Below are 22,596 nucleotides of genomic sequence, written 5' to 3' on the forward strand. Positions count from 1 at the left end.
CGATGGGCGCCATGCAGGTGGTGCCTCGGCAGGGTGGCGGCGCGGTCGCGGATTTCCGGGCTGCTGAGCAGGTCACGGAGGCGTGGCTGGCGAATCGGCGGTTGTCGGAGCACACGCGGGCGGCGTATCGGCGTGATGTGGCGGGGTGGCTGGCTTTTTGCGCGGCGTCGGGGCGGGATCCGCTGCGTGCTTCGTTTCTGGATGTCAATGCTTATGCGCGGGAGCTGGAGTCGCGGGAGTTGGCGGCGGCGACGGTCGCCCGGAAGCTGTCGGGTTTGTCGAGTTGGTACGACTTTCTGGTGAAGATTCGGGCGGTGGACGCCAACCCGGTCGGTGGCGCCGATCGGCCGTACGTGTCGCGGGATCATTCGGCGACCGTGGGGCTGACGCCGCCGGAGGTGGATGCGCTGCTGGCGGCGGCCGGCCGGGCCGGCGCGCGGCATCGGGCCGTGGTGACGCTGCTGGCGGATCTGGGGCTGCGGGTGGGGGAGCTGGTGGGTCTCGACCTGGGCGATGTGGGCTGGGAGCGGGGGCACCGGACGGTCCGTTTCGTCGGTAAGGGTGGGCGGGCGCGGCGGCGGGCGCTCACCGCGGGGGCGTCGGCGGCGCTGGACGACTACCTGGCGGTGCGGGGCGTGGACGACGGCCCGTTGTTCATGACGTCGACGGGCGCGCGGATCGACCGGCACGGGGTGTTCCGGCTGATCCGGCGGCTGGCGCGGGAGGCCGGGATTCCGGCGGCCGATCGGTTGTCGCCGCACTCGTTGCGGCATGCGTTCGCGACGGCGGCGCGGGACGAGGGGGTGCCGCTGGAGGACGTGCAGGACGCGATGGGGCACGCCGATCCGCGTACCACCCGCCGCTACGACCGTGACCGGCACAACTTGGATCGTGACCCGGCGTACACCCTGGCGGCGGCGCGCGCCCGCCGCGCCGGGGCGTGACCGGTCCCCCTATGCTCATCCGCGGTCAGGGGTTCGGGGACAAAGGCGGTCGGGTGTGAACATCTTCGAGGCGGTGCTGCTGGGTGCGGTGGAGGGGGTCACCGAGTTCCTGCCGATCTCGAGCACCGGTCACCTGACCATCCTGGAGAAGCTGCTGGGGTACGAGATCGACTCGCCGGACATCACGGCGTTCACGGCGATCATCCAGTCCGGCGCCGTGTTCGCCACGGTGTGGTTCCTGCGCCGGGACATCGCGCGGATCGTGCCGGCCTGGGTGAAGGGATTGTTCAGCAAGGAAGCGCGCAAGGACCCGGACTGGCGGTTCGGCTGGGCGGTGATTCTCGGGTCGATCCCGATCGGCATCATCGGGCTGGCGTTCCAGGACACGATCGAGACGACGTTGCGGAGCCTGTGGTTCGTGGCCGGCGCGCTGATCCTGTGGTCGGGGGTGATGGCGTTCGCGGATCACGCGGCCACGCAGGTGCGGCACGAGGACGACACCACCTGGAAGGACACGCTGATCATCGGGACGGCGCAGTGCCTGGCGCTGATCCCGGGTGTGTCGCGGTCGGGGGCGACGATGTCGGCGGGTCTGCTGCGTGACTTCGACCGGGTGACGGTGACGAAGCTGTCGTTCTTCCTGTCGATCCCGGCGTTGCTCGGGGCGACGGTCCTGCAGATCCACGACGAGGCCGGCAACATCGCGGAGGGTGTCGGCTGGGTGAACACGCTGACCGCGACGATCGTGAGTTTCGTGGTGGCGCTGGGCGCGGTGACGTGGCTGCTGCGGTACATCGCGAAGCACTCGTATGCGATCTTCATCGCGTACCGGGTGGTGCTGGGCGCGTTGCTGATCGTGCTGCTGGCGACGGACACGATCGCGGCGAAGTGAGCTTCCCGGCCCTGGACCACGTGCGGGCGCTGTTCCCGGCGCCCGGGCCGGCCGGGCTGGTCGAGCGGGCGCCGATCACGGTGAGTTTTCATCCGGACCGGGTCGCGGCGTCGGGGCTGACGGTGGCGCAGGCGCTGGCGGCCGAGGGGGTCTACCGGTCGCAGTTCGAGACCGGGATCTCCAACGGCGGGCTGGGCGGGCCGCGGGCGGCGTGGGAGGAGCGGATGTTCCCGGGCGTGTACGACGGGCCGCTCGGGCGTCCGGTTTACGGCGGGCTGAATCTGGCGGGGTATCCGGACGGGGCGTCGCCGCGGTTCGGAAGTTGCCATCTGGTGTTGCGCTCCGCGGTGGCCGCGCGAGCCACGTTCAGTCTCGGGGACAGCGTGACGTCACCGTCGGTGGTGGGCACGGCATCGACGTTCGGTGCGGTGTGGGACGCGCTGCTCGCCGAGGTGGCGGCGACGGGGCGGGCGTTGAATCTGGCCGCCGATTCGCCGCAGTCGTGGGTGGCGGCGCTGGCTTCGCCGCGCCGCGCGGCCGGGCGTGCGCTGGACAGCTACGTGGAGGCCCAGATCCACGGGCGGCTCACGCTGCGGGAGGACGTCGCGGCCGTCGTGGCCGACCCATCCTTTCGCGGTACGCCGTACGAGGAGCATCTCGCGTCGCTGATCGGGAGCGTGACCTGGTCGCCCGGCTTCACCCTGCGCCCGGCCGAGTTCCCGGCGGAGCTGCGGGGGCCGGAGGTGCCGCCGCTGGCCCGGGAGATCGCCGCGCGGTACGGCGTCGGCGAGTTGGACGCCGAGGTGATCGGGCGGGCGGCGCGGGAGCCGGGGGCGCCGCTGCAGCTGATCAAGTATCTGTGGCACATCCTGGTGCTGCTGGGCCGGCCGGCGTGCTGACCGCCCGGCTCGAGCTGCGGCGGCCGGCCGAGGCGGACGCCGACGCGATCCTGCGCATCCACCGCGACCCGCTCACGTGCGAGCACAACCCGTCCGACATGATCACGGTCCGGCCGGAGGCGGTGGATCGGTGCCGCCGCTGGCGTGCGCACTGGCAGCGGCACGGCTTCGGGTACTGGGTGGTGCGCCGGCGCGGGGCGGAGCGGGTGATCGGCTTCTGCGGGCTGAAGCTGATGCGGCTGCACGACGCGCCGGTGCTGAATCTGTTCTATCGGCTCGAGCCGGCGGCGTGGGGCGCCGGGCTGGCGTCCGAGGCGGCGGCCGCCGTGGTCGAGGCGGCGCCGGCGGGGCGGCCGGTGATCGCCCGGGTGCGGCCGGGGAACGTCGCGTCGGCGCGGGTGGCGGTGCGGGCCGGGCTGCACCGCGCGGAGCATCTGGACACCGAGGGCGCGGACGGCCTCGACTGGATCTTCACGACCGCAAGCTTCTAGAGGGCTCGGGGGTTGGACAGGCCCGGGTGGGTGTCGGCGCCGGGCCGGGCGTACCAGCCGTCCTTGGCCGTGAGGCGCAGCTTGGCCCACTCGTCGAGCTGGGGCAGCTCGTCCGCGGCGAACCAGCCCACTTCCAGCGACTCGTGCCCGTCCGGGCGGGCCCGGCCGCCGACGGGACGGCAGCGGAACCACACGTGCAGGTATTCGCAGCGGTCGCCGTTCGGGTAGGTCACCGGGTGGGTGGCGACGCCGCCGAGGCTGTCGATCGCGATCCGGACGCCGGTCTCCTCGTAGACCTCGCGCACGACCGTGTCGGAGGGCTGCTCGCCCGGGTCGATCATCCCGGCCGGCAGCGACCATTTGCCGTTGTCGCCCCGCCGGACCAGCAGGAGGCGGTCGCGGTCGTCGTACACGATCGCGCCGGCCCCGGGGAGCAGGAGCAGATCATGGCCGATGTGCGCGCGCAGCGTGGTCACGTAGTCCGCAGCGGGCGCGTCACCCGGGCGCTCGGCCGGCGCCGGGAACCAGGCCGGCGCCTGCGGGGCGGCGGTCGTCCGAATCCGCCGCACGGTGTGCTGGTCCAGGCCCGGCGGCAGCGCGTCGGGCGGGAACCAGCCGACCTCGAGCGACTCCTCGCCGTCCGGGCGGGCCCGGCCGCCGGCCGCCCGGCACCGGAAGAACACTACGAGATAGCGGCAGCGGTCGCCGTTCGGGTAGACCGCCTCGTGGCTGTCGACCCCGCCGATGCGCTCGACCTCGGCCCGGATCCCGGTCTCCTCGAAGATCTCCCGCAGCACCGCGTCGGCGGGCTGCTCGCCCGGCTCGATCATCCCCGCCGGCAGCGACCATTTTCCGTCGTCCCCGCGCCGCAGCAGCAGGATCCGGCCGGCGTCGTCGCGGACCACGGCGCTGGCGCCGGGCAGCAGGAGCAGGTCGTGCCCGACGTGGGCGCGCAGAGCGGTGACATAGGGGGAAGCGGGCATGGCGCTCACCCTACGATCCGCTCGCACGGCCGGCCGCGTGCCGTGGCCTCAGCTGTTCAGGGTGGCGATCGCGATGATCGCGAGGACCAGGGCGAACGGGATGCTCGCGCCGATCCAGGTCATCGGGCGTTGCAGCAGCCTCGGGCCGGGGTCCATCGGCGGGCGGCTGGGCCCGTACGGGTTCGGCTGCGGCGGGGTGAGGCGGGCGATCTTGCCGCGGCGGACCAGATTGATGACGACGGTGACCGGCGTGATGATCATCGAGGCGTAGCCGTACCAGCCCTGCACCAGGGTGCGCGAGGTCATCTGCCGGAACACGCCGAGGCCGCAGTCCCGGCAGAACGGGCCCTCGGTGCTGAGGAACTGCATCAGCACCAGCATGCCCCGATGCCCGCGGAAGGTGGTCTCGACGGCCGGCACGCTGCCGCAGAACCGGCACGCGGTGAACGGCATCTGCCCGGCGGGCGCGGGATGGGCCTGTGCGGGATAGCCCTGTGTCGGATAAGCCTGAGCGGGATGGGTCTGAGCGGGATGGGCTTGTGCGGGAGCGGCGACCGGGTAAGCCGCGGCCGCGGGGTAGCCGCTCTGTGCTCCGGGTGCGGCGGACGCGAGGTGCCCGGGCTGCATCGGGGCGTACGCCGCGGGCGCAGGGGCGTGCGCCGCGGGCGCGGCCGGGTGGGTCGCCCAGCCGGGCGGCGGCGTGCCGGGCACACCGGGGTTGTGCGGCGGGTGGACGGGCTGCGACATGGGCACCTCGGAGACGGCGGAACGATCAGGAGCCGCGTCAGGCTACTGGGTGATCGCCGCGCGCGCTGCCCCGTCCGGACATGAACGGGCGCCGATGCGTGTCCCTGGGTGGGTCAGAGCGACAGCGCCGCCCGCACCAGGGCGAGGGCCTGCTCGGGCGGGATGCCGAGGGCGCGGGTGGTGGCGGCGTACGACTCGGCGGCGTGCTGGGCCTGGACCGAGGTGCCGGCGGCACGGGCGGTGATCACGGTGCCGAGCCGGCCGCGGGTTTCGACCAGGCCGGCGGTCTCGAGCTCGCGGTAGGCGCGGGCGACGGTGTTGACGGCCAGGTCGAGGGTGGCGGCCAGGCTGCGCACCGGGGGGAGTTTGGTGCCCGCGGGCAGGGCGCCGTCGGCGGCCAGCTCGGCGATGCGCCGTCGGATCTGGTCGTACGGCGCGATCGGGGAGGCCGGGTCGATGCGGATGTCCATCAGATCAGTCTGGGGGGTGTGTTGCCGGCGGCCTGGATGGCGCGGCGCAGCGGGACCAGGGCGAGCAGGATGCCGCCGACCAGGAAGAAGATCACCAGGGAGAAGATGCCGACGCGGTAGCTGTTGGTGAGCTGGAAGACCAGGCCGAACAGCAGCGGGCCGAGCCAGCTGGTGCCCTTGTCGCTGATCTCGTAGAAGCCGTAGTACTCGCCCTCGCGGCCCTTGGGGATGAGCTGGGAGAACAGCGAGCGGCTCAGGGCCTGGCTGCCGCCCAGGACCAGGCCGATGGCCACGCCGAGGAGCATGAACGGCAGCGGCTCGCCGGCCGGGAGCCAGTAGGCGGCGATCACCACCGCCAGCCACAGGACGAGGCTGAACAGCACCGTCTTGCGGGCGCCGATGCGGGCGGCCATGGCGCCGAGCAGCAGCGCGCCGCCGAAGGCCAGGAACTGCACCAGCAGGATCGTGATGATCAGGGTGGATTGTTCGAGGTCGAGCTCTTCGGTGCCGTACTGGCTGGCCAGGGCGATGACGGTCTGGATGCCGTCGTTGTAGATCAGGTAGGCGAGCAGGAAGAACAGGGTCAGCGGGTACGCGCGGATGCCCTTGATGGTGTGGCCGAGCTGCCGGAAGCCGTCGAGCAGGATGTTGCCGCGGGCGGTGGACGCCGCGGCGCCGGGGTGCTCGCGCAGCCACGCGAGCGGGATGAGGGTGAACACCGCCCACCAGACGCCGGCCGAGACGATGCACCAGCGGGCGATGTCGAGGGTGCGCTGGTCGTCGCCGTCGATCGAGAGGATCGTGACGGCCACCAGGTTGAACGCCAGCAGCAGGCCGCCGCCGAGGTAGCCGAGGGCCCAGCCGCGCGACGACACCTTGTCGCGCTCGTCGGGGCCGGCCAGCTGGGGCAGGAAGCTGTTGTAGACCACGATCGACGCGCCGCCGGAGATGTTGGCGATCAGGAAGAGGATGCCGCCGAGCAGGTACCGGTCGCCGGTGACGAACGCGAAGCTCATGGTGGCGGCGGACGCGATGAACGCGGTGACCGCGAGCAGGAGCTTCTTGCGCGGGGTGCGGTCGGCGACGGCGCCCATCACCGGGAGCACGAAAACCGTGAGAAAGACCGAGAGCGAGACGACGTACGGGTAGAACGAGCCGGCCGCGACCGAGATGCCCAGCGGGTGCACCCGCCCGGCGCATTCGTCGACGTCGGTGCTGAGCTGGCAGCCGGCGGCGATCTTGGTGACGCTGGTCAGGAACGGTCCGAGGAAGACGGTCAGGACCGTGGTGGCGAAGGCCGAGTTGGCCCAGTCGTAGAAGTACCAGCCGGTGCGTTCCCGGCGGCCGGCCGCGGGGACGTCGGTGGGGGTGCCGGTGGTTGCGGCCATCGGGGCGGCTCCTGCTCGTCGATCCGTGCGCGGACACTATGCCATCCGCGGGCCGGTGACGGGAGGTGCCGGGTGCCCGGATTTCCCCTGGCTCAGTCGCGTTGCCACCACTTCGCGAGGGCGGCGGTGGCCGGGTCGTCGGAGTCGGCGAGCGCGGCCCACGGGTCGGCGCCGGGCGGCAGGTCGGCGCCCGCGTATTCGGCGAGCTCCTCCGGGCGTACGGCATCGGTGTGCTCTTGATCGTGCAGCGTGGCGGCGATGCCGGCCAGGCCCAGGCTGCCGGTGTCGATCCAGGGGAAGCCGTCGACCGGTTCGGGCAGGTCCCCGACGTCCACGGCCGGCGGAAACACATCCGGAACATCGGAAAAGTCGGAAACGTCGGGCGGAGAGTGCGCGGGAAGGCCGGCGTCCGGAGCGGCGTCGAGGCCGGGGGAGTCCGGCTCGCGCGGCCCGGGATCGGGGGACTCGGGATCGGGGGACTCGGGATCGTGCGGGCCGAAGTCGTGCGGGCCGAAGTCGTGCGGGGCGGCGTCGGGAGACTCGAAGCGCGCGCCGTCGGCGTCGAAGTCGTGCCCGGCGTCGTCCCAGGCGAGGTGGTCGTCGGGTGGCGGCGAATGCTCGAACGCGTGGTCGTCGTCGAACGAAAAGTCGTGGTGATCCGTCATCGGTTCTCCTCGTCGTACGGGACGGGCGTCAGGGCCCGCGCCCGGATCAGCACGTCGTCCGCCTGCTTGAGCCGGGCCCGGGCCTGATCCAGCTCGGCCTGCGCCGCGGCTCGCCGCCGGGCCCGCCCGGCGGCGTCCTCGGCGGCCGCCGCGTCGATCTCGGCGATGTGCGCGTCCAGGTCGCGCAGCCGCCGCTCGACCGCGTCGTCCACCGCGACCGACAGCGCGTACTGCAGGTCGGTGAACCGGTTGACGATCTCGTCGGCCAGCGCCGCGCGGGCCTCGCCGAGCACGTCGCGCAGCCAGATCCGGGCCTGCTGCCGGTCGGTCTGCACGCGCCGCCGCCACAGCACGTATCCGCCGGCGGCCAGGCCCAAACCGATCCCGGCGACCGGGACCAGGATCCCGCCGGCGGCGAAGACCGACGCGCCGAGGATCGCGCCGCGCCCGGCCATGAACGCGATGCCGCCGGCGGACAGCGCGATCAGCGCGTTCTCGGCCGAGCCGTCGCGCGGCGGCGCCGCCGACAGCGCGTGCCGCAGGGTGGCGTTGAGCCGGCCCAGCATGCCGGCGCGTTCGGACTCGTCGAACACCTCGGCGAGAACCTTCTCGGCGACCTGCTGGAAGGTCTGCTCGAGCTGCTGCGACAGGGTCGCCGCGAGGGCCTGCAACTCGGCGTCGACCGCGTCCGGCAGCCTGGCCAGCTCCGGGCCGCGGCCGGTGTCGATGCGCTCGGAGAACTCCTGCTGCAGGGCCGCGACGCTGGTGCGCAGCTGCCCGACCGTCTCGACCCGGGCCCGCTGCGTCTCGGTGCTCAGCAGCAGCGTCCACTGCCGCGCCTCGGTGCGTTTGCGCGCCGCCAGCGCCGACCGCTCGGCCCGCACGGAGGCGTTGCGCGCGGGGTCGGCCGAGGCCGCCTCGACCCGGGCGGCGGCCGCGCCGGCCAGCCGGGTCAGCTCGCCGCGGGCGGCGCGCAGCACGTTCGCCAGCTGGAGCTGATGCCCGCGCCCGGCCAGGTCGACCAGGGCGTGCTGCAGATCGGCGATCTTCGAGGCGTCCACCAGCGCGGCCTGCTCCCCGGGCGGCGCTTGCAGGGCCAGGGTGGCCAGCTCGGCGGAGACCGGGAACCAGGGCGCTTCGGCGAAGCGCGGGGCGTGCGCCCGCAGCAGCGCACGGTTGTCGTCGGCGATGCGCCGCCACCCCGGGTACGCGTCGATCTTGGTGAGCGCGAACACCACGGCGTCGACCCGCTCGCTGGCGGCGACCAGGAACTCCAGCTCCGGGGCGGACAGCGGCGCCGACGCGTCGGCCACGAACAGCAGGGCCGTGGCCTTGTCGACCGCCGCCAGCGCCACCGTCGCGTGCGCCGGGTCGAGGCCGCCGGCGCCGGGTGTGTCGAGCAGGCTCAGGTACTGCAGCAGCGGCGCCGGATGGCTGACGTCGATCCGCCGGGCCTTCTGCTCGCCGGTCGCCCACCGGCGCAGGTCGTCGACCTCGATCGGCTCGGCCGCGCCCGGCACCCAGGCCAGCATCGCCGGCTCGCCGGGCCCGAACTGCAGGTAGGTGGCGGTCGCGACGGCGGCGTCGACCGGCGACAGCCCGGGCACCCCGAGCAGCGCGTTGACCAGGGAGCTCTTGCCGCGCTTGGTCTCACCGACGAGCACCACCGAGGGCCGGACGAGCTGCCGGCGGCGCAGCTCGGCGAGGTCGGCGCCGGCATCGGCGTCGGCCCCCCGCACGTACGCGAGCGCGTCGCGCACCGCCGCGTCGAGCACCTTCGTCAGATCCGCGGTCATGACCGCCCCCGCCGGGCGTGCGAACGCCGGCCGAGCGGAGCCCGGCCCAGCCGGAGCCGGGCGCGCGAAGCCGGCCGGCCGTTCATCGGCGCACCTGCTGGGCGAGGATGTGGAAGCCGCGGTGCGCGACCTGCGCCACCCGCGACTGGGCCGGCCCGGCCCCGGCGACCGCGTACACCCGCCACCGGTTGGCCGCCGCCCGCGCCGCCGCGGCCAGCTCGTCGGCGCCGGCGTCCGGCAGCCGCAGGATCCACCGCGGGTCGTCCGAGGTGGCCAGGCGGGTCAGCTCGGCCTCCCAGTCGGCCGGCAGCGGCACCGCGCCGGTCGCGACCCGCTGCGCCGCGTCGAGCAGCCGCAGCCGGTGATACGCCGGGTCGCGCAGCAGCCCCTCGACCGCGTCACGCAGAGTGTCGCGGTCGTGCTCGTCGCGGGTGTGCCCGGCCATCCGCTCCAGCCGCCCGAGGGCCCAGCCCGCCTTGATCGCGTCGGCACGCCAGCGGAACGCCTGCTCGAGGGTCTCCCGCAGCCGGGGGAAGCCGGACGCCGCGACCAGCCGCCGGACCAGCTCGCCGGTACCCAGCCGCGGGTCGGCGGACAGCTGCGCGACCGCGAAGCCGATGCCGTACAGGTCGAGCAGGCCGAGCAGCCGTTCCCGCCGCTCCGCCGGGACCGGCGCGGGCCGGGTGCGGAACAGGTCGACCGAGGCCAGCAACAGCCGCAGCTCCCCGGCGGGCAGCGCGGCCAGCCCCCGCAGCGCGGCGCCGTCGGCGGCGGTGAGCCGCCCGGCCTCACCGGTCTCGGCGAGCAGTCCGATCACCGGGACGACATCGGAGACCGTACGGGCGAGCAGCTCCGCCTGCTGGGCGGCGAGGGGGCCGGCCACCGGCCACGGGTCGCCGGCCCCGCCCACCAGGGTGTCGGCCTTGCCGAACACGCCCAGCGCGTTGATCGGCGACGAGGCGAGCCGCGCCGACGCGTCCCGGAACGCGTCCAGGGCGCGCACGTCGTCGGCGCGCACCGCCTGCGTGAACACGTAGACCACGGCCTCGGCCGCGGCGACCTCGGAGGCGGAGTCGGCGTCGATGTCGGCGTCGAACGGCGCAGTCGACACGCCCACGGCCTGCTCAGCCCGCGCGGTCGACATGCCGGCGGCCTGGTCGGCGCGCGCGGTCGACATGCCGGCGGCCTCCTCGGCCCGCGCCGAGACCATCGCGTCGGTCGAGGCCAGCCCGGGCGTGTCGACTACGGTCAGGTCGCGCAGCTTCTCGCTGGTCAGCGTCACGTCCACGTAGGCGACCCGGCTCAGCGGCACGCCGAGGCGCTGCGGGATCATGCCGTCGTCGTCCAAAGGCAGGCTGCGCCGCTCGCCGTCGCGGCACACCACGTCGACCCGGTCGGCGGGCCCGTACCGGAACCGGGTGACCACCCGCGTGCATTCACCCACCGCCGTGGGGGCCACCCGCCGCCCGATCAGGGCGTTGACGAGTGTCGACTTTCCGGCTTTCAATCGACCTGCGATAGCAACGCGTAACGGCTCGCCGAGCCGGTCGCCGATCTGTCTGACCTGGCTACCGCCCTCCGGGCCGAGCCGCCCGGCGATCTGGTCACACAGCGTCGCTACGCTGGCGCTCAGCGGGCCGCTCACGACGACTCGTCAGCCATGCACATCGTCAGCGAGAATGGGCTGACCACGGACCCTCCCACGCACGGGCGGGCCGGGTGCCCGCAGCAGACAGCCTACGGACCGGCACGCGGCACGGGATCCCGTGTTCGTGCCACAGCAAGGACGCCCGGCGGGGACACAGGGAGGGGAGCAGGTGGCGGACGATCAGGACCCGGTCGCCACCGCCGCTGCCCTGCTGCACCGCCCCGCCCTGGTCGTGGTGGCCGGCCCGCCCGGCTGCGGCCGCACGACGCTGCTGCGCCGCATCGCCGAGACGGTGCCCGGCCCGGTGCATTCCGGCGGCGGGCTGGCGATGCTGCGCGCCAATCCGGCCCTGGCGTTGTCGCGGGCGGTGCGGGCCCGGCTCCCCGCGCACGACGTGCACCTGCTGGCCGAGGCCGTGCGCTCCCGGGTGCGCGGCGGCCTGCTGGTCCTCGACGATCTGCAGTACACCGACCCGGCGACCCTGGCCGCGCTGCCGCTGCTGGCCGGACACTGCCGGGTCCTGGTCGCGCTGCGCACCCCGCACCGGCTGCCCGCCGCCGCGGCGACATCGCTGGAGAGCACGGCGGCGGCCTGGCTGACCGTGCCGCCGCTGTCCCGCGACGCCGCGACCGACCTGGCCCGGCGCACGGCGGCGCAGCTCGATCCGGCGTCCGTGACGGCGGTGGTGGACCGGGCGGGCGGCAACCCGCTCGCGATCACCGCGCTGGCCCGGCAGGCTGCCGCGGGCCGGGCGCCGGGCGGGTCCGGCATAGACCAGGTCGCGTACGCGATCGCGACCGCGCTCGCCGACCTGCCCCGTCCCGCCCGCACCGCCCTGGCCGCGCTGGGCCTGCTCGGCCGGCCGGCCCCGGCGGCGCTGCTCGGCTCGGGCGCCGCCGACCTGCGCGCGGCCGGCCTGATCACGGATGCACCGGGCGGCGACCTGGTGCCCGTGTCGACCTACGTGGCGGAGACCGCGGCCGGCCTGCTGGACGCGGCCGGCCGGGTCGAGCTGCACACCCGCCTGGCCGAGCTCACCCCGCCGGCCGAGGCGGCCCGGCACCTGGCGGCGGCCGGCGACCCGGCCGGCGCGCTGCGGCTCGCCCTGGCCGCGGCCGACCAGGTCAGCGGCGGCGACCGGGCGGCGCTGCTGCTGTTCGCCTGCGACCTCGACACGCCGATCGACCCGCGGGTGCGGATCGCCGCGGCCGACGCGGCCCTCGCGGCCGGCCGGCCCGCGGCCGCGGCAAGGGTCTTGCAGCCCACCGGTGGTGACCTCGCCTCCGGCCGGCCAGATGTGGCGGCAGGGGTGCGGCAGCCTTCCGGCGGTGACCTCGCGCCCGGCCGGCCGGAGGCGGCGAAGGCGCTGACCGCCGGCGCTCCGCTCGGAGTGGAGGCTGATGTGCTGCGCGGCGAGGCGCTGCTGCAGGCCGGCTCGCCGGCGGCGGCCCGCGCCGCGGTGGCGCCGGTGCCGGACGCGGCGCCCGCGCCGGTCGTGGCGGCCCGCGACCGGGTGCTGCTGCTCGCCGAGCTGGCGACCGACCCGTCGAACGCCCTCGACCTCGCTGACAAGATCACCGCCCGGTATCCGGACCCGCCCGCCGGGGTCGCGGCGGCCCTCGCGGCGGTGCATGCCCGGCATCGGAGCCCGGGCTGGGACCGGGAACTGGCCGCGGCCGCGAACACCGGCGGAGATCCGGTGGTGGCCCGGTGGAGCGCCTGGCTGCTCGTCGAGGAACTCGTCACCGACGGCCGCCTCGTCGAAGCGGCGAGCGCGGCGCTGACCGCGGCCCGCGAGTGCGCGGAGCAGCTCGCCTACGGCTGGCAGACCCGCTTCGCCGCCGCCGCCGACTGGGCATTGGCGCTGCACGGCGCGCCCGCACCGGACCAGAATCACGCCGGCGAACCCGGTCACGGCGGCGAACCCCGTCGACCCGGTCACGCCGGCGAACCCCGTCAACCCGGTCACGCCGGCGAACCTGGTCAACCCGGTCACGCCGGCGAACCTGGTCACGCCGGCGAAGGCGGGGCCGGCGAAGGCGGGGCCGGCGGGGGCGCCCATGGCGCGGGCGGGCCGGCTCCGGACGAAGCCCACCACCGGGCCGGAAGCGGCGTGCGGCCGGAACCGGCCGCCCACAGTGGCGCGGCCGCGGGGACGGACGATCTTTTCGGGGACGGGCCCGACGCCGTACTGAAAAGAAGCTTGAACCTGGCCGATCGCGCCGTGCCGGACGAAGCGCGGGGTTATGCGACCGCGGCCGCGGCGCTGATCGAAGCCGACACCGGCCTGCTCGGCGCGGCGCGGGCCCGGCTCGACGGCGGCGTGGCGCATCCGGCGGCGGCGTGGGTGGCGCGGGAGACGGCGTGGCTGGACGGGCAGCCGGAACGGGCCGCGCAGGGTGACGACGCCGGCGCGCACGGGCTGCTGACCGGCCTGCACGCGATCACCGCGCGGTGGGCTTCCTACGATCTCGGTACGAAGGGGGCGCCGCCGATCCCGGCGGGCCTCCCGCAAGCGGCCCGGCGGACGCTGACCGCCTGGGCCACCGGCACCGGCTTCACCGCAGCGGCGGACGGGTGGCGGCCCGTCGCGCTGCGGGAGCGGATCCGGTGCCTGCTCGCCGCCGGGCTCACCGACGGTGACCCGGCCCGCGCGGTCGCCGCGCTGCTCGACGCCGAACGGCTCGCCGACGCGGCGGGCCTGACCGTCCTCGCCGGACGCGCCCGGCGCGGGCTGCGGCGCCACCACGTGCACCGGGACACCCGCAGCCCCCGATCGGGCGATCAGCTGACCCGCCGGGAGACCGACGTGTTACGGCTGGTCGCCGCGGGGGAACCTACCCGGCGCATCGCCGGGCAGCTCGGCATCTCCGCCGAGACCGTCGACACCCACATCCGCGCCGGCATGCGCAAGCTCGGCGCCCGCACCAGAACGGAAGCCGCCGCCCTCGCCTTCGCCACCTTCCCCTCTGAGACACCCAAGGACGGCCGGTGACCAGACAGCCCGACGCCCCCCGCCACGTCGTCGCCACCCCGGGCGACGCCGACACCGTGCTGCGCCGCCTGATCCGCGACGGCTGGGTGGCCCGCGACGGCTTCGCCCTGCCCGACCCGGGCTGGGACGTGACCGGCAACCGGCTGGTGCTGCACGGCCGGATCACCGACCCGGAGACGCTGCAACTGGCGGTGCTCGCGGCCGCGCGGGGCGCGGGGATCGTGGCGATCTGCGACGCCGAGTCCCCGCTGGGCCGGGCGCTGATCGACGACCTGGCCCGGCTCGGCCCGGTCCGGCAGGGCGCGGCCACCGAGCCGGCCGGCGAACCCGGCCCGGTCGCCGAGCTGGTGCCCGAGCAGCGGGCGCTGCTCGACCGGCTGGCCGCCGGGGACACGATCGCGGCGGCCGCGGCGGCGGAGTTCCTGTCGCTGCGCACCGCCAACCGGCGCATCGCCGAGGCCCGGCAGCTGTTCGGGGTGCGCACCACCCGCGAGGCCGTGCTGGCCTACCTGCGCCAGCGCGGAGCACAACCATGAGCGGATCGACGGCCGGCCCACTAGGGTGACCGGTCGGTAGGAACGGACTGGGGTACGGGGGAACCGACGTGACGACCGAGGCATGGCCGACCGCCGCCCGGCTCGACGCGCCGCGGGTGCTCGAGCGGATCGCCTCGATCACCGGGGTACGGCTCGTCCTGGAAGGACCCGCGCCCGGCGGGGAGGTCGGCGCCGCCTATGTGCGGTGGCCCGACGGCCGCCGCTCGGTGCTGGTCGCGTCGCGCACCCGCAGCGCGGTGCTGACCGACCGGGCCCGCGCGGCGGGCGTGCCGACGCCGCGGCACGAGCTGACCGCCCGCGTCGACGGGGTGCGGGTCGTGGTGCAGCAGCGGCTGCCCGGCACCCCGCCGGCCGAGCTCGACCTGACCGTGGTGCGGCAGATGCTGGCGGTCAACGACCGGCTCGCCGGGGTGCTCGCGGCCGAGCCCGACCCACGCCCGGCGGAGCTGTACCTGACCTCCGACGGGCCCGGGTTCTGCCTGCACGAGCCGCTCGCGGGCTACAACGAGCGCACCGCGCGGCTGCTGAAGTGGGTCCGGTCGGTCGGGGCGGACGGGTCGCACATGGTCGGCGACGACCTGGTCCACATGGACTTCCACCCGGGCAACGTGCTGGTCGAGCGGGGCCGGCTCACCGGCGTGGTCGACTGGGACGGCGCGGTCCGCGGCGACCGGCACCTCGACCTGGTCACGCTGCTGTTCCACCTGCGCGGCCAGGCGCCGGCGCTGGCCCCGGCGGTGCGGGAGCGGCTGGGATTGCTGTCCGCGCGGCGGCTGCGGGCGTACTGGGCGCACATGAGCCTGCGGCAGGTCGACTGGTCGATCCGGCACCACGACGCGGCCACGGTCGACCGATGGCTGGACGTCGCCGAGAGCGGCCTGGCCGCACTGTGAACCCGGTCGTGGTGGTCGGCGGCGGCATCGTGGCCGCCTGCGCCGCGTTCGAGCTGGCCCGGATCGTCTCTGGGGCCACGGTCGCCGCCGTGCGCGACGGCGAGGTCGTGTCGACGGCCGGCCGGCATCCCGCGTCCACGGTGGTGGTCGCGGCCGGCGCGGGGACACCGGCGCTGTTCCTGGCGGTCACCGTGCCGGCTGCGCCGGCCTTCCTCATCCGGGTGCGAGCGCAAGAAGGTCTGGTCCGGACCGTCGCGGCAACATCAGCTTTCGAGGTACGGGAGGCAGCACCCGGCCACCTGCTCACCACCGCGCCCCTGGGCGCCGACCGTTCGAGGACCGGGCTGCGGGCCCTGGCCGGGCAGGCTGTCCGTGCCAGTGAACTCTGTCTCGCTGGGCGCGCTGCCGGGAGTCTCTTCCCCCGACTGGCGGGTCTCGTCTGTTCGGATGATGCAGCGGGTGCGGCATGATCCGATGCAGGCCGACGGCAGAGATCAGTGCGGCGAACCAGGAGTGAGCATGTCTTATTTGCCCGACTTTCCGGTGCTGCTGAAGAACGGCAGCCGTGTCGTTCGCGATGGTGTCGAGCACGTCATCGAAGACCGTTTGGTCGGCGTGGTGACGGCACCGAGTGGACAGATCGTCGGATGCGACCCGCTGACGGATGCTCGCGAGGTGTCGCCTTTCATCGTGACGGTGCCGCCGGGCCGGTATGAGTTGCGTGCGTGGATCGCGTCGCTTCACGACGGCGTAAGCGGAACGGACATCCGCACTGTCGCGCTGCAGTTGGTTGTCAGAGAACAGCCGACGATGCGGTGGGAGCTTGAGTCGGCACTCTGGCTGATCTGGTGGCCGTGCGAGCACTAGCGGATTGGGACTTCGACCGCCTGGACGACGCGTATATCCCCGCTCAAGTTCCACCTGCTTCGGCACCGATCGACGCGATCACAGATGAGGCCACTGAAGCGAATGTGATCACTGTCAGCTCCGGTTGGGGCGACGGGGTCTATCCCACCTTCGTCGGACGTGCCGCCGACGGTCATGTCACTGCCTTCGTCACCGACTTCATGGTGATCCCGGAGTTGGCTGCGAAGGTGTGATCCGCTGCTGCGGGGACGATCACGAATCCGCGTCAGTGCCCGGACCGCGGCATGACAATGCGAGCTTCTGTCTGTTTGTTCACCGATTGTATGAAGGCCCCGGCGCCTTCGGATGCCGGGAAAACTAATTTCCGCTGAGGTGATCGGAAAGTGGCCGGGACAGGGTGTGCTGCGGGAAAATGGTTCATGCGGCAGCTGCAATTGTTCACCGCGGCGGAATTGGCGACGATGCGCGATACGACGAAGCGCCGCAACTATTCGGCCGAGGCCGAGGAATTCCGCCGGGAGCATCAGCGGCATCGCGTTTGGGGTATGACGCAACGCCACGCGCGGAAGCTGCGCTCGATTTACGGCCACATTCCGAGCGAGGAGGAATTGACCACCGCGTGGCACGACCGCAGCGCGGCGGCGTCCGCGTCCGCAACGTCCGAGCAGGCACTCCGCGGGCCGGCAGTCCCACCAGAGCCGACGCCAAGCGGGCCGGAGCAGGTCGAGCCGGAGACCGCCGTGGCGGAGCCGGTCGCGACGGTGGGTGCGGCGGGAGGCCGGTCCGGGCACGGTGTCCCTGCCGCTGAATCCGAGTCGGCGCCTGAAGAGGCGGTTGTCGTGGCTGCGCCGGTCCGGCGTGTCCCGGCGAGGACATGCTGCAACTGGTATCGGGAAAGGGTAGGCCATTTGTGGGTGCGTGGCGGAGACGACGCCGTGCGCCCCGATGGGCAGCCGCTCAATAGTTGGGCTCGATTCGCACCGTCGGCCGGCGATTGCCCGGCCAGCTGGACGAGCCGCTTCGCCCGGAGCCCGCCGCTGCGTTGGAGACTGCCCACAGTCCAGCACCGGGCGTGTGCCGGCGGCGCTGTCACCCCGGATGAGCAGGTGCCGGCGATGCTGCGCCGGGTATCTGGGCCGGTATCTGGGCGATCGCGTCGCGCGTCGGCCAGCACGTGAGGTGGTCGGCGGCGGTGTTCGCACCGGCGTTACCCGGCCGCAGCGTGACAGCGAGCAGTTCGTTGGTGTCGTCGCAGGTCACCAGGATGGGGTGGAAGCCGTGGGCGTGCTTGTTGGTAGCCGCGGCGTTGTCCTTGGCGGAATGCGCGAGCACGATCGTGGAGTCGACATACCGCGCTACGCCGCAGATGCCGCAGCACGTCGATGTCGCAGATCGCTTCGCCGCCGTGGGCGATCAGTTCCGCGAGGTCGGCCGGGACCCGGCCTCGGTCATGGACCGGGAAGACGCCCGGTCCGCGTGAGCGCGGCTGACCGGGCGCCCGGTCAGCCCGGCCCGATCCGCGAGCATCCCTTGCCGGAGAGGCGCTTTCGTCCATTTACCCGCCGTCCGGGTCCACCAGTTGATGATCACGGTGAATCACCCGCGTCAGAGGCCACGCAGGGCGCGGTTGGTGCGGTTCGCGCGGACGGCGGCTCGCTGCTGCTCGGCGGTCACCTCGATGTAGCCCTGCGACGTCGTCAGCGACGCGTGACCCAGCAGCCGCATGATCTCCGAAGCGTTCGCGCCGTCCTCGGCCAGCCGGGTCGCGAACGTGTGCCGCAACGCGTGCAACTGCGCGCCCCGCGGCACCCGGTCGGTGATCCCGGCCCGGCGGTAACACGACTCCACCAGATACTGCAGGCCGCCCCGCTTCAAGGGCGCCCCCGAGCGATCCACCAGCAGCGCGTCCCGCGGGTCGAAACGGCCGAAACGAACGCGGCGGCTGTCTTGATAACGCTCGATCAAGGTGTCCAGCTCGGGCTCGATGGGCACCGTGCGGGGCCGGCCACCCTTGCCGGCCACCTCCACCCGCCGCTCGCCGGGACGGCCGAGGATGTCGCCGGAGCGCAGCGCCAGCATCTCGGAAAGCCGCAAACCGGCACAGAGCGCCAGGGCGAGCACCGCCAGATCACGTTCGGGCCAGGGGTCGCGCTGCCGCTCATCCCGCCGACTGACTGCGGAGAGTAACCGCTCGGGAGTGTCCTCGCCGCGCAGAGGCTTGGGGGAGTAGGCCGGCATTCTCGGCTTGTCGATCGCCGACATCGGATTGCCCGGGATCAGCTGCTCGGTGACCAGGAACGTGAAGAAGGCGTTCCACGACGACCAGGCCCGGGCGACCGAGGCGGGCGCACGGTTCGCCGCGAAACGGGCGAACGCGGCGCGCAGCGAGCGAGGGGAGAGGTCACCGATGGTGACGGGTTCGGGGTCGACCAGCTCGAGCACCGCGTGGAGGTCGCGGCGGTAGGCGGCCAGGGTGTGCACCGAGGGCTTGCGGGTGGCGCGAGCCGCGAGAAAGTCGTCCACCAGCGCCTGTACCGCAACATCTGGTCCGTCCGGCATAAGCACTATTATGCAGCATCTAGACAGGTTTGCGTAGTTATGTGCTGAGCGGGGGCCACATCGTGGCCGGGTTCCGCTTAGGTCGGTGTGTTCGGTTCGGCGCTCCGCGTTTTCCGGGGACGGTGCGCACGTGCCCGTCAGCCGCCGCGGCGGGGGTGCGGGCTTGCTGCGGTTGTGGTGCCGGCGGACTCGTACGCGTCAAAAAGAGCGCAACCCACCGGGAGCGTGACCGGACCGCTGTCCGGCCCTTCTAGTTGACATAATATCAATTATCGACCTGGGATTTGGTCGATGGAGCGGGGCGGCGGTCATCGATACGCGCGGGCCTGAATCGTGTAGAGCTCGGCGTAGGTGCCGTTGCCGGCCATGAGCGCGTCGTGGGTGCCGAACTCGGTAACCCGGCTGCCCTGGACGACGATGATCAGGTCGGCCATCCGGACGGTGGAGAACCGGTGCGAGACCAGCAGGGTGACGCTCCCCTGGTGGTGGCCGGCGCGGGACTGGGCGGCGTAGCGCTCGAACAGCTGGTGCTCGGTCTCGGCGTCGAGGGCGGCGGTGGGCTCGTCGAGGACGGTCAGCAGCGGGTCGTCGCGCATGAAGCCGCGGGCCAGGGCGATGCGTTGCCATTGGCCGAAGGACAGCTCGGCGCCGCCGGGCCAGCGGGCGCCGAGCTGGGTGTCGTAGCCGGCGGGAAGTTTGTCGACGACGTCGGTGGCGCCGGCGCGGGTGACGGCGGCGGTGACGCTGGTGTGGTGGTCGCGGTGCGGCAGGTCGCCGAGGCCGATGCTGCGGCGGGCGGCGAATTCGAACTGGGCGAAGTCCTGGAAGGCGCCGGCGAGGCGGGCGCGCCAGGCGTCGGGGTTGATGTCGCGCAGGTCGGTGCCGTCGACGCGGATGTGGCCGTGGGTTGGTGGGTAGAGGCCGCAGAGGAGTTTGACGAGGGTGCTTTTGCCGGCGCCGTTCTCCCCCACGATGGCGACGACGGCGCCGGCCGGGATGGTGAGGTTGACGTCGTGCAGGACTTCGGTGTGGGTGCCGGGGTACTGGAAGCTGACGTTGACGAAGACGATGCCGTGGTGCAGCCGGCGGGGCGGGTTCTGCTCGGCGGTGCCGTGGTGCTGGGCGGCGTAGTCCTCGAGCCAGGCGAGGCGGCGGGAGGCGTCGAGCCAGAGCCGGACGAAGTCGGCCTCCCCCGCGGTCATCGCGACGTACTGGCCGAGGCGGGCGCCGGCGGTGACGACGAGGACGACGTCGGCGGCGCCGTGGGTGCGGGTGGTCCAGGCGACGGCGGCGGCGTATCCGGCGGCGAACAGGCCCCAGGCGGCGGCCTGCCACCAGCCGGCGGCCCATTGGGCGCGCGACATCGTGGTGTACCAGGTTTGCCAGTGGGTGTGCCAGGCGGCGGCGATGTCGTGCTGGTTGCCGGTGACGCGGAGCTCTTTGGCGGGGCCGGGGGTGGTGGCGAGGGTGAACAGGTGGCGCTGGCGGCGTTTGGCGGGGGCGGCTTGTTCCTCGGCCTGGCGCAGTTTGCCGGAGCGCCAGGCGGAGACGGCGATGGTGGGTGCGGCGAACAGGGTGAGCAGGATCGTCCAGGCGCTGACGGTGGCCAGCACGGCGGTGGTGAGGGCGAGGCAGGCCAGGGCGCTGATCGTGGCGAACAGGGATTGGTAGAGGTGGTCGAGCTGGAAGGTGGCTTCGCGCAGGACGGCGAGGCGGTCGAGGTATTCGGGGCGTTCGTGGTGCTCGATGGTGTCGACGGTGGCTTGCATGCGGGCGACGTGGGTTTCCAGGGCGACGGCGATGCGCATCCGGAATTTGCGGCTGACCCGGACGGCGAGCAGGCGGAGCAGCCAGACGGCGACGCAGGAGGCGGCGATGCCGGTGGCGCCGGCCCAGACGCGGCCGTCGACGAGGTATTTCATCCAGATGGCGAGCAGGGCGCCGGGTGCGGCGGCGACGAGGGTGACGAGCATGGCGGCGAGCGCGAGGCGGGGTTCGGCGTCGTAGGCGCGGCGCAGGGTGCGTCCGAGGGTGGCGAGGGTGCGCGGTTCGGTCATGGCGGGTCCTCGAAGCGGGCGGCCTGCAGGGTGTACATGGTGTGGTAGCGGCCGCGGCGCGCCATGAGCTGGTCGTGGGTGCCTTGCTCGACGACCTGGCCGGCTTCGAGGACGCAGATGAGGTCGGCCTGGCGGACGGTGGAGAAGCGGTGCGAGATGAGGATGGTGGTGCGGCCGCGGGTGGCGTCGAGGACCCGGCGGAAGATCTCGGCTTCGCCGCGGATGTCGAGCTGGGCGGTGGGTTCGTCGAGGATGACGAGGCCGGCGCCGGCGCGTACGGCGGTCATGGCGCGGGCGAGGGCGAGGCGTTGCCATTGGCCGCCGGAGAGGTCGGTTCCGCCGGCGTAGGCCTTGGACAGGATGGTGGTGGGTGCGGCGAGGTCGCTGGCGCCGGCTTGGTGCAGGGCCCAGGCGATGTCGGGCTCGGGTGCGTCGCGGGGTGCGACGTTGGCGCGCAGGGTGTCCTCGTAGCGGATGAAGTCCTGGAAGACGGCGGTGACGCGGTCGCGCCAGCCGGGGAGGTCGAGGGTGCGCAGGTCGTGGCCGTCGACGTCGATGCTGCCGCCGGTGGGGTCGTGCAGGCGGCAGAGGAGTTTGGCGAGGGTGGTCTTGTCGGCCCCGTTCTGGCCGACGATGGCGAGCGATCGGCCGGCCGGGATGCGCAGGTCGAGGCCGTCGAAGACGGGTTCGCGGCCGGGGTAGGCGAAGGTGAGGCCGCGCAGCCGGATCTCGTGCCGGGGCAGGCCGGTCGCCGGGTGGTGGCCGGGTGGCAGGTGGCCGCGGGCGGGCATCTGCCCGGTGAGGGTGTCGATGACCGGGCCGGGGCGGGCGGCGGTGTCGAACCACCAGCCGAAGTCGGCGACGCCGAGGACGGCGGCGCCGATGGTGGCGCCGGCGTAGGTGGTGAGCTGGGTGAGGGTGAGCCGGCTCGCGTCGTGGGCGAGGAGGCCGAGGATGAGGGCGTTGGCGGCGGCGGCGATGGTGACGGCGGGCCACAGGCGCCGCTGGCGCAGGCGCAGGGCTTGCAGGGAGAGGTCGAGCAGGGTACGGCGGCGCCGGCCGAACCGGTCGACGACCCAGCCGGCGAGGCCGAAGAGGCGGACCTCCTTGGCGGCGGGGGCGTCGGTGGCGAGGCGGTAGGCGTAGTCGGCGTGGCGTTGCAGGGCGACGATCTCGTCGTTGCGCCAGTTCCGCCAGATGGTGCTCTCGCGCAGCAGGCGGTGGGTGGCGAGCCAGGCGCCGACGAGTACGGGCGGGGCCCACCAGCGGTAGCCGGACAGGATGGCGGCGGCGGCGAGGCCGCTGACCAGCTCGACGAGTCCGTTGGCGACGAACGGCATGCTCACCGAGATGGGTGGGCCGGTGATGCCGAGGTCGAAGTCGCGGGCGAGGCTGAAGTCGTCGGCGAGGGCGGGGTCTTCGAGGTGGGCGATGCCGTCGGCGGCGGTGGCGGCGGCGAGCAGGCGTTCGTGGTGGTGACCGGCGACGCGGGCGCCGAGGTTGCCGCTGACGGCGTCGTGGATCGGGCTGAGGACCCGGGTGGCGACGAACAGGGCGGCGACGGCGGTCAGCGGGCCGGTGAGTGTGTCCGCGTCGGCGACGGCGCCGATGAGCCGGCCGGTGGCGACGATCAGGGCGGCCGGCAGCAGGGCGCGGATCACGGTGAGGGTCCACCAGGCGATGGCCAGGCCGCGGTGGGCGCGCGGCAGCGTGCGGAACAGCAGCTGCCACTGGGCGGACATGGG

20 protein-coding genes and 1 pseudogene are annotated in these 22,596 nt (G+C 73.6%); 10 read left to right on the plus strand and 11 right to left on the minus strand.

What is annotated here, in order from left to right:
• The first annotated feature begins 2 nt into the window (after positions 1–2).
• The 4 genes from ACFQS1_RS13255 to ACFQS1_RS13270 are packed head-to-tail and all read left to right on the plus strand — an operon-like array spanning position 3 to position 3,226.
• Complete coding sequence (locus ACFQS1_RS13255; protein ID WP_378967521.1) at positions 3–944, plus strand: tyrosine-type recombinase/integrase; 942 nt, start codon at positions 3–5, stop codon at positions 942–944.
• Positions 945–999: 55 nt separating this feature from the next.
• Entirely contained in the window at positions 1,000–1,836 is an 837-nt protein-coding gene (locus ACFQS1_RS13260) for an undecaprenyl-diphosphate phosphatase (protein ID WP_378967523.1), read from the plus strand.
• A complete protein-coding gene (locus tag ACFQS1_RS13265) occupies positions 1,833–2,735 on the plus strand; it encodes a DUF3626 domain-containing protein (protein ID WP_378967525.1) in 903 nt (300 codons plus the stop codon). Before ACFQS1_RS13260 ends, ACFQS1_RS13265 begins: the two co-directional genes overlap by 4 nt.
• Positions 2,696–3,226: a GNAT family N-acetyltransferase gene (locus ACFQS1_RS13270; RefSeq protein ID WP_378967527.1), complete on the plus strand. Its 531-nt coding sequence runs from the start codon at positions 2,696–2,698 to the stop codon at positions 3,224–3,226. The genes ACFQS1_RS13265 and ACFQS1_RS13270 overlap by 40 nt, the downstream gene beginning before the upstream one ends.
• Here the strand turns inward: ACFQS1_RS13270 and ACFQS1_RS13275 are convergent.
• The 7 genes from ACFQS1_RS13275 to ACFQS1_RS13305 form a co-directional block, all read right to left on the minus strand.
• The gene (locus ACFQS1_RS13275) at positions 3,223–4,209 is read right to left on the minus strand and encodes an NUDIX hydrolase (protein WP_378967530.1); all 987 of its coding nucleotides are present in this window, start codon (positions 4,207–4,209) and stop codon (positions 3,223–3,225) included. The two genes, ACFQS1_RS13270 and ACFQS1_RS13275, sit on opposite strands and share 4 nt — an antisense overlap.
• Positions 4,210–4,257: 48 nt before the next feature.
• Positions 4,258–4,956: a hypothetical protein gene (locus tag ACFQS1_RS13280; RefSeq protein WP_378967532.1), complete on the minus strand. Its 699-nt coding sequence runs from the start codon at positions 4,954–4,956 to the stop codon at positions 4,258–4,260.
• Between the two features lie 113 nt (positions 4,957–5,069).
• Positions 5,070–5,426 carry a GntR family transcriptional regulator gene (locus ACFQS1_RS13285; protein ID WP_378967535.1) on the minus strand — a complete coding sequence of 119 codons (357 nt, stop codon included), beginning with the start codon at positions 5,424–5,426 and terminating at the stop codon, positions 5,070–5,072.
• Complete coding sequence (locus tag ACFQS1_RS13290; RefSeq protein ID WP_378967537.1) at positions 5,426–6,814, minus strand: MFS transporter; 1,389 nt, start codon at positions 6,812–6,814, stop codon at positions 5,426–5,428. Before ACFQS1_RS13290 ends, ACFQS1_RS13285 begins: the two co-directional genes overlap by 1 nt.
• Before the next feature lie 92 nt (positions 6,815–6,906).
• On the minus strand, positions 6,907–7,479 hold the full coding sequence (locus ACFQS1_RS13295; RefSeq protein ID WP_378967539.1) for a hypothetical protein: 573 nt from the start codon (positions 7,477–7,479) through the stop codon (positions 6,907–6,909).
• Positions 7,476–9,275: a dynamin family protein gene (locus ACFQS1_RS13300; protein ID WP_378967541.1), complete on the minus strand. Its 1,800-nt coding sequence runs from the start codon at positions 9,273–9,275 to the stop codon at positions 7,476–7,478. Before ACFQS1_RS13300 ends, ACFQS1_RS13295 begins: the two co-directional genes overlap by 4 nt.
• An 82-nt stretch (positions 9,276–9,357) precedes the next feature.
• A complete protein-coding gene (locus tag ACFQS1_RS13305) occupies positions 9,358–10,782 on the minus strand; it encodes a dynamin family protein (RefSeq protein WP_378967544.1) in 1,425 nt (474 codons plus the stop codon).
• A 310-nt stretch (positions 10,783–11,092) separates the two neighbouring features.
• On the opposite strand from ACFQS1_RS13305, the gene ACFQS1_RS13310 reads away from it, so the two are divergent.
• The 6 genes from ACFQS1_RS13310 to ACFQS1_RS13335 all read left to right on the plus strand — a co-directional run bounded on the left by ACFQS1_RS13310 (position 11,093) and on the right by ACFQS1_RS13335 (position 16,468).
• Positions 11,093–13,918 carry a LuxR C-terminal-related transcriptional regulator gene (locus tag ACFQS1_RS13310; RefSeq protein WP_378967546.1) on the plus strand — a complete coding sequence of 942 codons (2,826 nt, stop codon included), beginning with the start codon at positions 11,093–11,095 and terminating at the stop codon, positions 13,916–13,918.
• On the plus strand, positions 13,915–14,454 hold the full coding sequence (locus ACFQS1_RS13315; RefSeq protein WP_378967548.1) for a LuxR family transcriptional regulator: 540 nt from the start codon (positions 13,915–13,917) through the stop codon (positions 14,452–14,454). The genes ACFQS1_RS13310 and ACFQS1_RS13315 overlap by 4 nt, the downstream gene beginning before the upstream one ends.
• A gap of 68 nt (positions 14,455–14,522) precedes the next feature.
• Positions 14,523–15,368 (plus strand): phosphotransferase, encoded by an 846-nt coding sequence (locus tag ACFQS1_RS13320; protein ID WP_378967551.1) that lies wholly within the window; start codon positions 14,523–14,525, stop codon positions 15,366–15,368.
• Entirely contained in the window at positions 15,365–15,838 is a 474-nt protein-coding gene (locus ACFQS1_RS13325; RefSeq protein WP_378967553.1) for a hypothetical protein, read from the plus strand. Before ACFQS1_RS13320 ends, ACFQS1_RS13325 begins: the two co-directional genes overlap by 4 nt.
• Before the next feature lie 49 nt (positions 15,839–15,887).
• The gene (locus tag ACFQS1_RS13330; RefSeq protein ID WP_378967555.1) at positions 15,888–16,235 is read left to right on the plus strand and encodes a DUF4241 domain-containing protein; all 348 of its coding nucleotides are present in this window, start codon (positions 15,888–15,890) and stop codon (positions 16,233–16,235) included.
• Positions 16,217–16,468 carry a DUF4241 domain-containing protein gene (locus tag ACFQS1_RS13335; RefSeq protein WP_378967557.1) on the plus strand — a complete coding sequence of 84 codons (252 nt, stop codon included), beginning with the start codon at positions 16,217–16,219 and terminating at the stop codon, positions 16,466–16,468. The genes ACFQS1_RS13330 and ACFQS1_RS13335 overlap by 19 nt, the downstream gene beginning before the upstream one ends.
• An 825-nt stretch (positions 16,469–17,293) precedes the next feature.
• Here ACFQS1_RS13335 and ACFQS1_RS40625 read toward each other — a convergent pair.
• The 4 genes and pseudogenes from ACFQS1_RS40625 to ACFQS1_RS13355 form a co-directional block, all read right to left on the minus strand.
• A pseudogene (locus tag ACFQS1_RS40625) lies at positions 17,294–17,762 on the minus strand (transposase); the annotation flags it as partial.
• Between the two features lie 78 nt (positions 17,763–17,840).
• The gene (locus tag ACFQS1_RS13345) at positions 17,841–18,794 is read right to left on the minus strand and encodes a tyrosine-type recombinase/integrase (protein ID WP_378967562.1); all 954 of its coding nucleotides are present in this window, start codon (positions 18,792–18,794) and stop codon (positions 17,841–17,843) included.
• Between the two features lie 308 nt (positions 18,795–19,102).
• Positions 19,103–20,851, minus strand: coding sequence for an ABC transporter ATP-binding protein (locus tag ACFQS1_RS13350; protein ID WP_378967564.1), 1,749 nt, complete (start codon positions 20,849–20,851; stop codon positions 19,103–19,105).
• Entirely contained in the window at positions 20,848–22,593 is a 1,746-nt protein-coding gene (locus ACFQS1_RS13355) for an ABC transporter ATP-binding protein (RefSeq protein ID WP_378967566.1), read from the minus strand. Before ACFQS1_RS13355 ends, ACFQS1_RS13350 begins: the two co-directional genes overlap by 4 nt.
• Positions 22,594–22,596 lie beyond the last annotated feature (3 nt).

The organism is Paractinoplanes rhizophilus (genome assembly GCF_042664765.1).
In the GTDB taxonomy this organism is placed as follows: Bacteria; Actinomycetota; Actinomycetes; order Mycobacteriales; family Micromonosporaceae; genus Actinoplanes; species Actinoplanes rhizophilus.

Coding starts and splice junctions, on each gene's coding strand:
- ACFQS1_RS13345 (WP_378967562.1), bottom strand. CDS start 18,794: ATGCCGGACGGACCAGATGTTGCGGTACAGGCGCTGGTGGACGACTTT.
- ACFQS1_RS13285 (WP_378967535.1), bottom strand. CDS start 5,426: ATGGACATCCGCATCGACCCGGCCTCCCCGATCGCGCCGTACGACCAG.
- ACFQS1_RS13300 (WP_378967541.1), bottom strand. CDS start 9,275: ATGACCGCGGATCTGACGAAGGTGCTCGACGCGGCGGTGCGCGACGCG.
- ACFQS1_RS13295 (WP_378967539.1), bottom strand. CDS start 7,479: ATGACGGATCACCACGACTTTTCGTTCGACGACGACCACGCGTTCGAG.
- ACFQS1_RS13255 (WP_378967521.1), top strand. CDS start 3: ATGGGCGCCATGCAGGTGGTGCCTCGGCAGGGTGGCGGCGCGGTCGCG.
- ACFQS1_RS13330 (WP_378967555.1), top strand. CDS start 15,888: ATGTCTTATTTGCCCGACTTTCCGGTGCTGCTGAAGAACGGCAGCCGT.
- ACFQS1_RS13275 (WP_378967530.1), bottom strand. CDS start 4,209: ATGCCCGCTTCCCCCTATGTCACCGCTCTGCGCGCCCACGTCGGGCAC.
- ACFQS1_RS13350 (WP_378967564.1), bottom strand. CDS start 20,851: ATGACCGAACCGCGCACCCTCGCCACCCTCGGACGCACCCTGCGCCGC.
- ACFQS1_RS13280 (WP_378967532.1), bottom strand. CDS start 4,956: ATGTCGCAGCCCGTCCACCCGCCGCACAACCCCGGTGTGCCCGGCACG.
- ACFQS1_RS13290 (WP_378967537.1), bottom strand. CDS start 6,814: ATGGCCGCAACCACCGGCACCCCCACCGACGTCCCCGCGGCCGGCCGC.
- ACFQS1_RS13355 (WP_378967566.1), bottom strand. CDS start 22,593: ATGTCCGCCCAGTGGCAGCTGCTGTTCCGCACGCTGCCGCGCGCCCAC.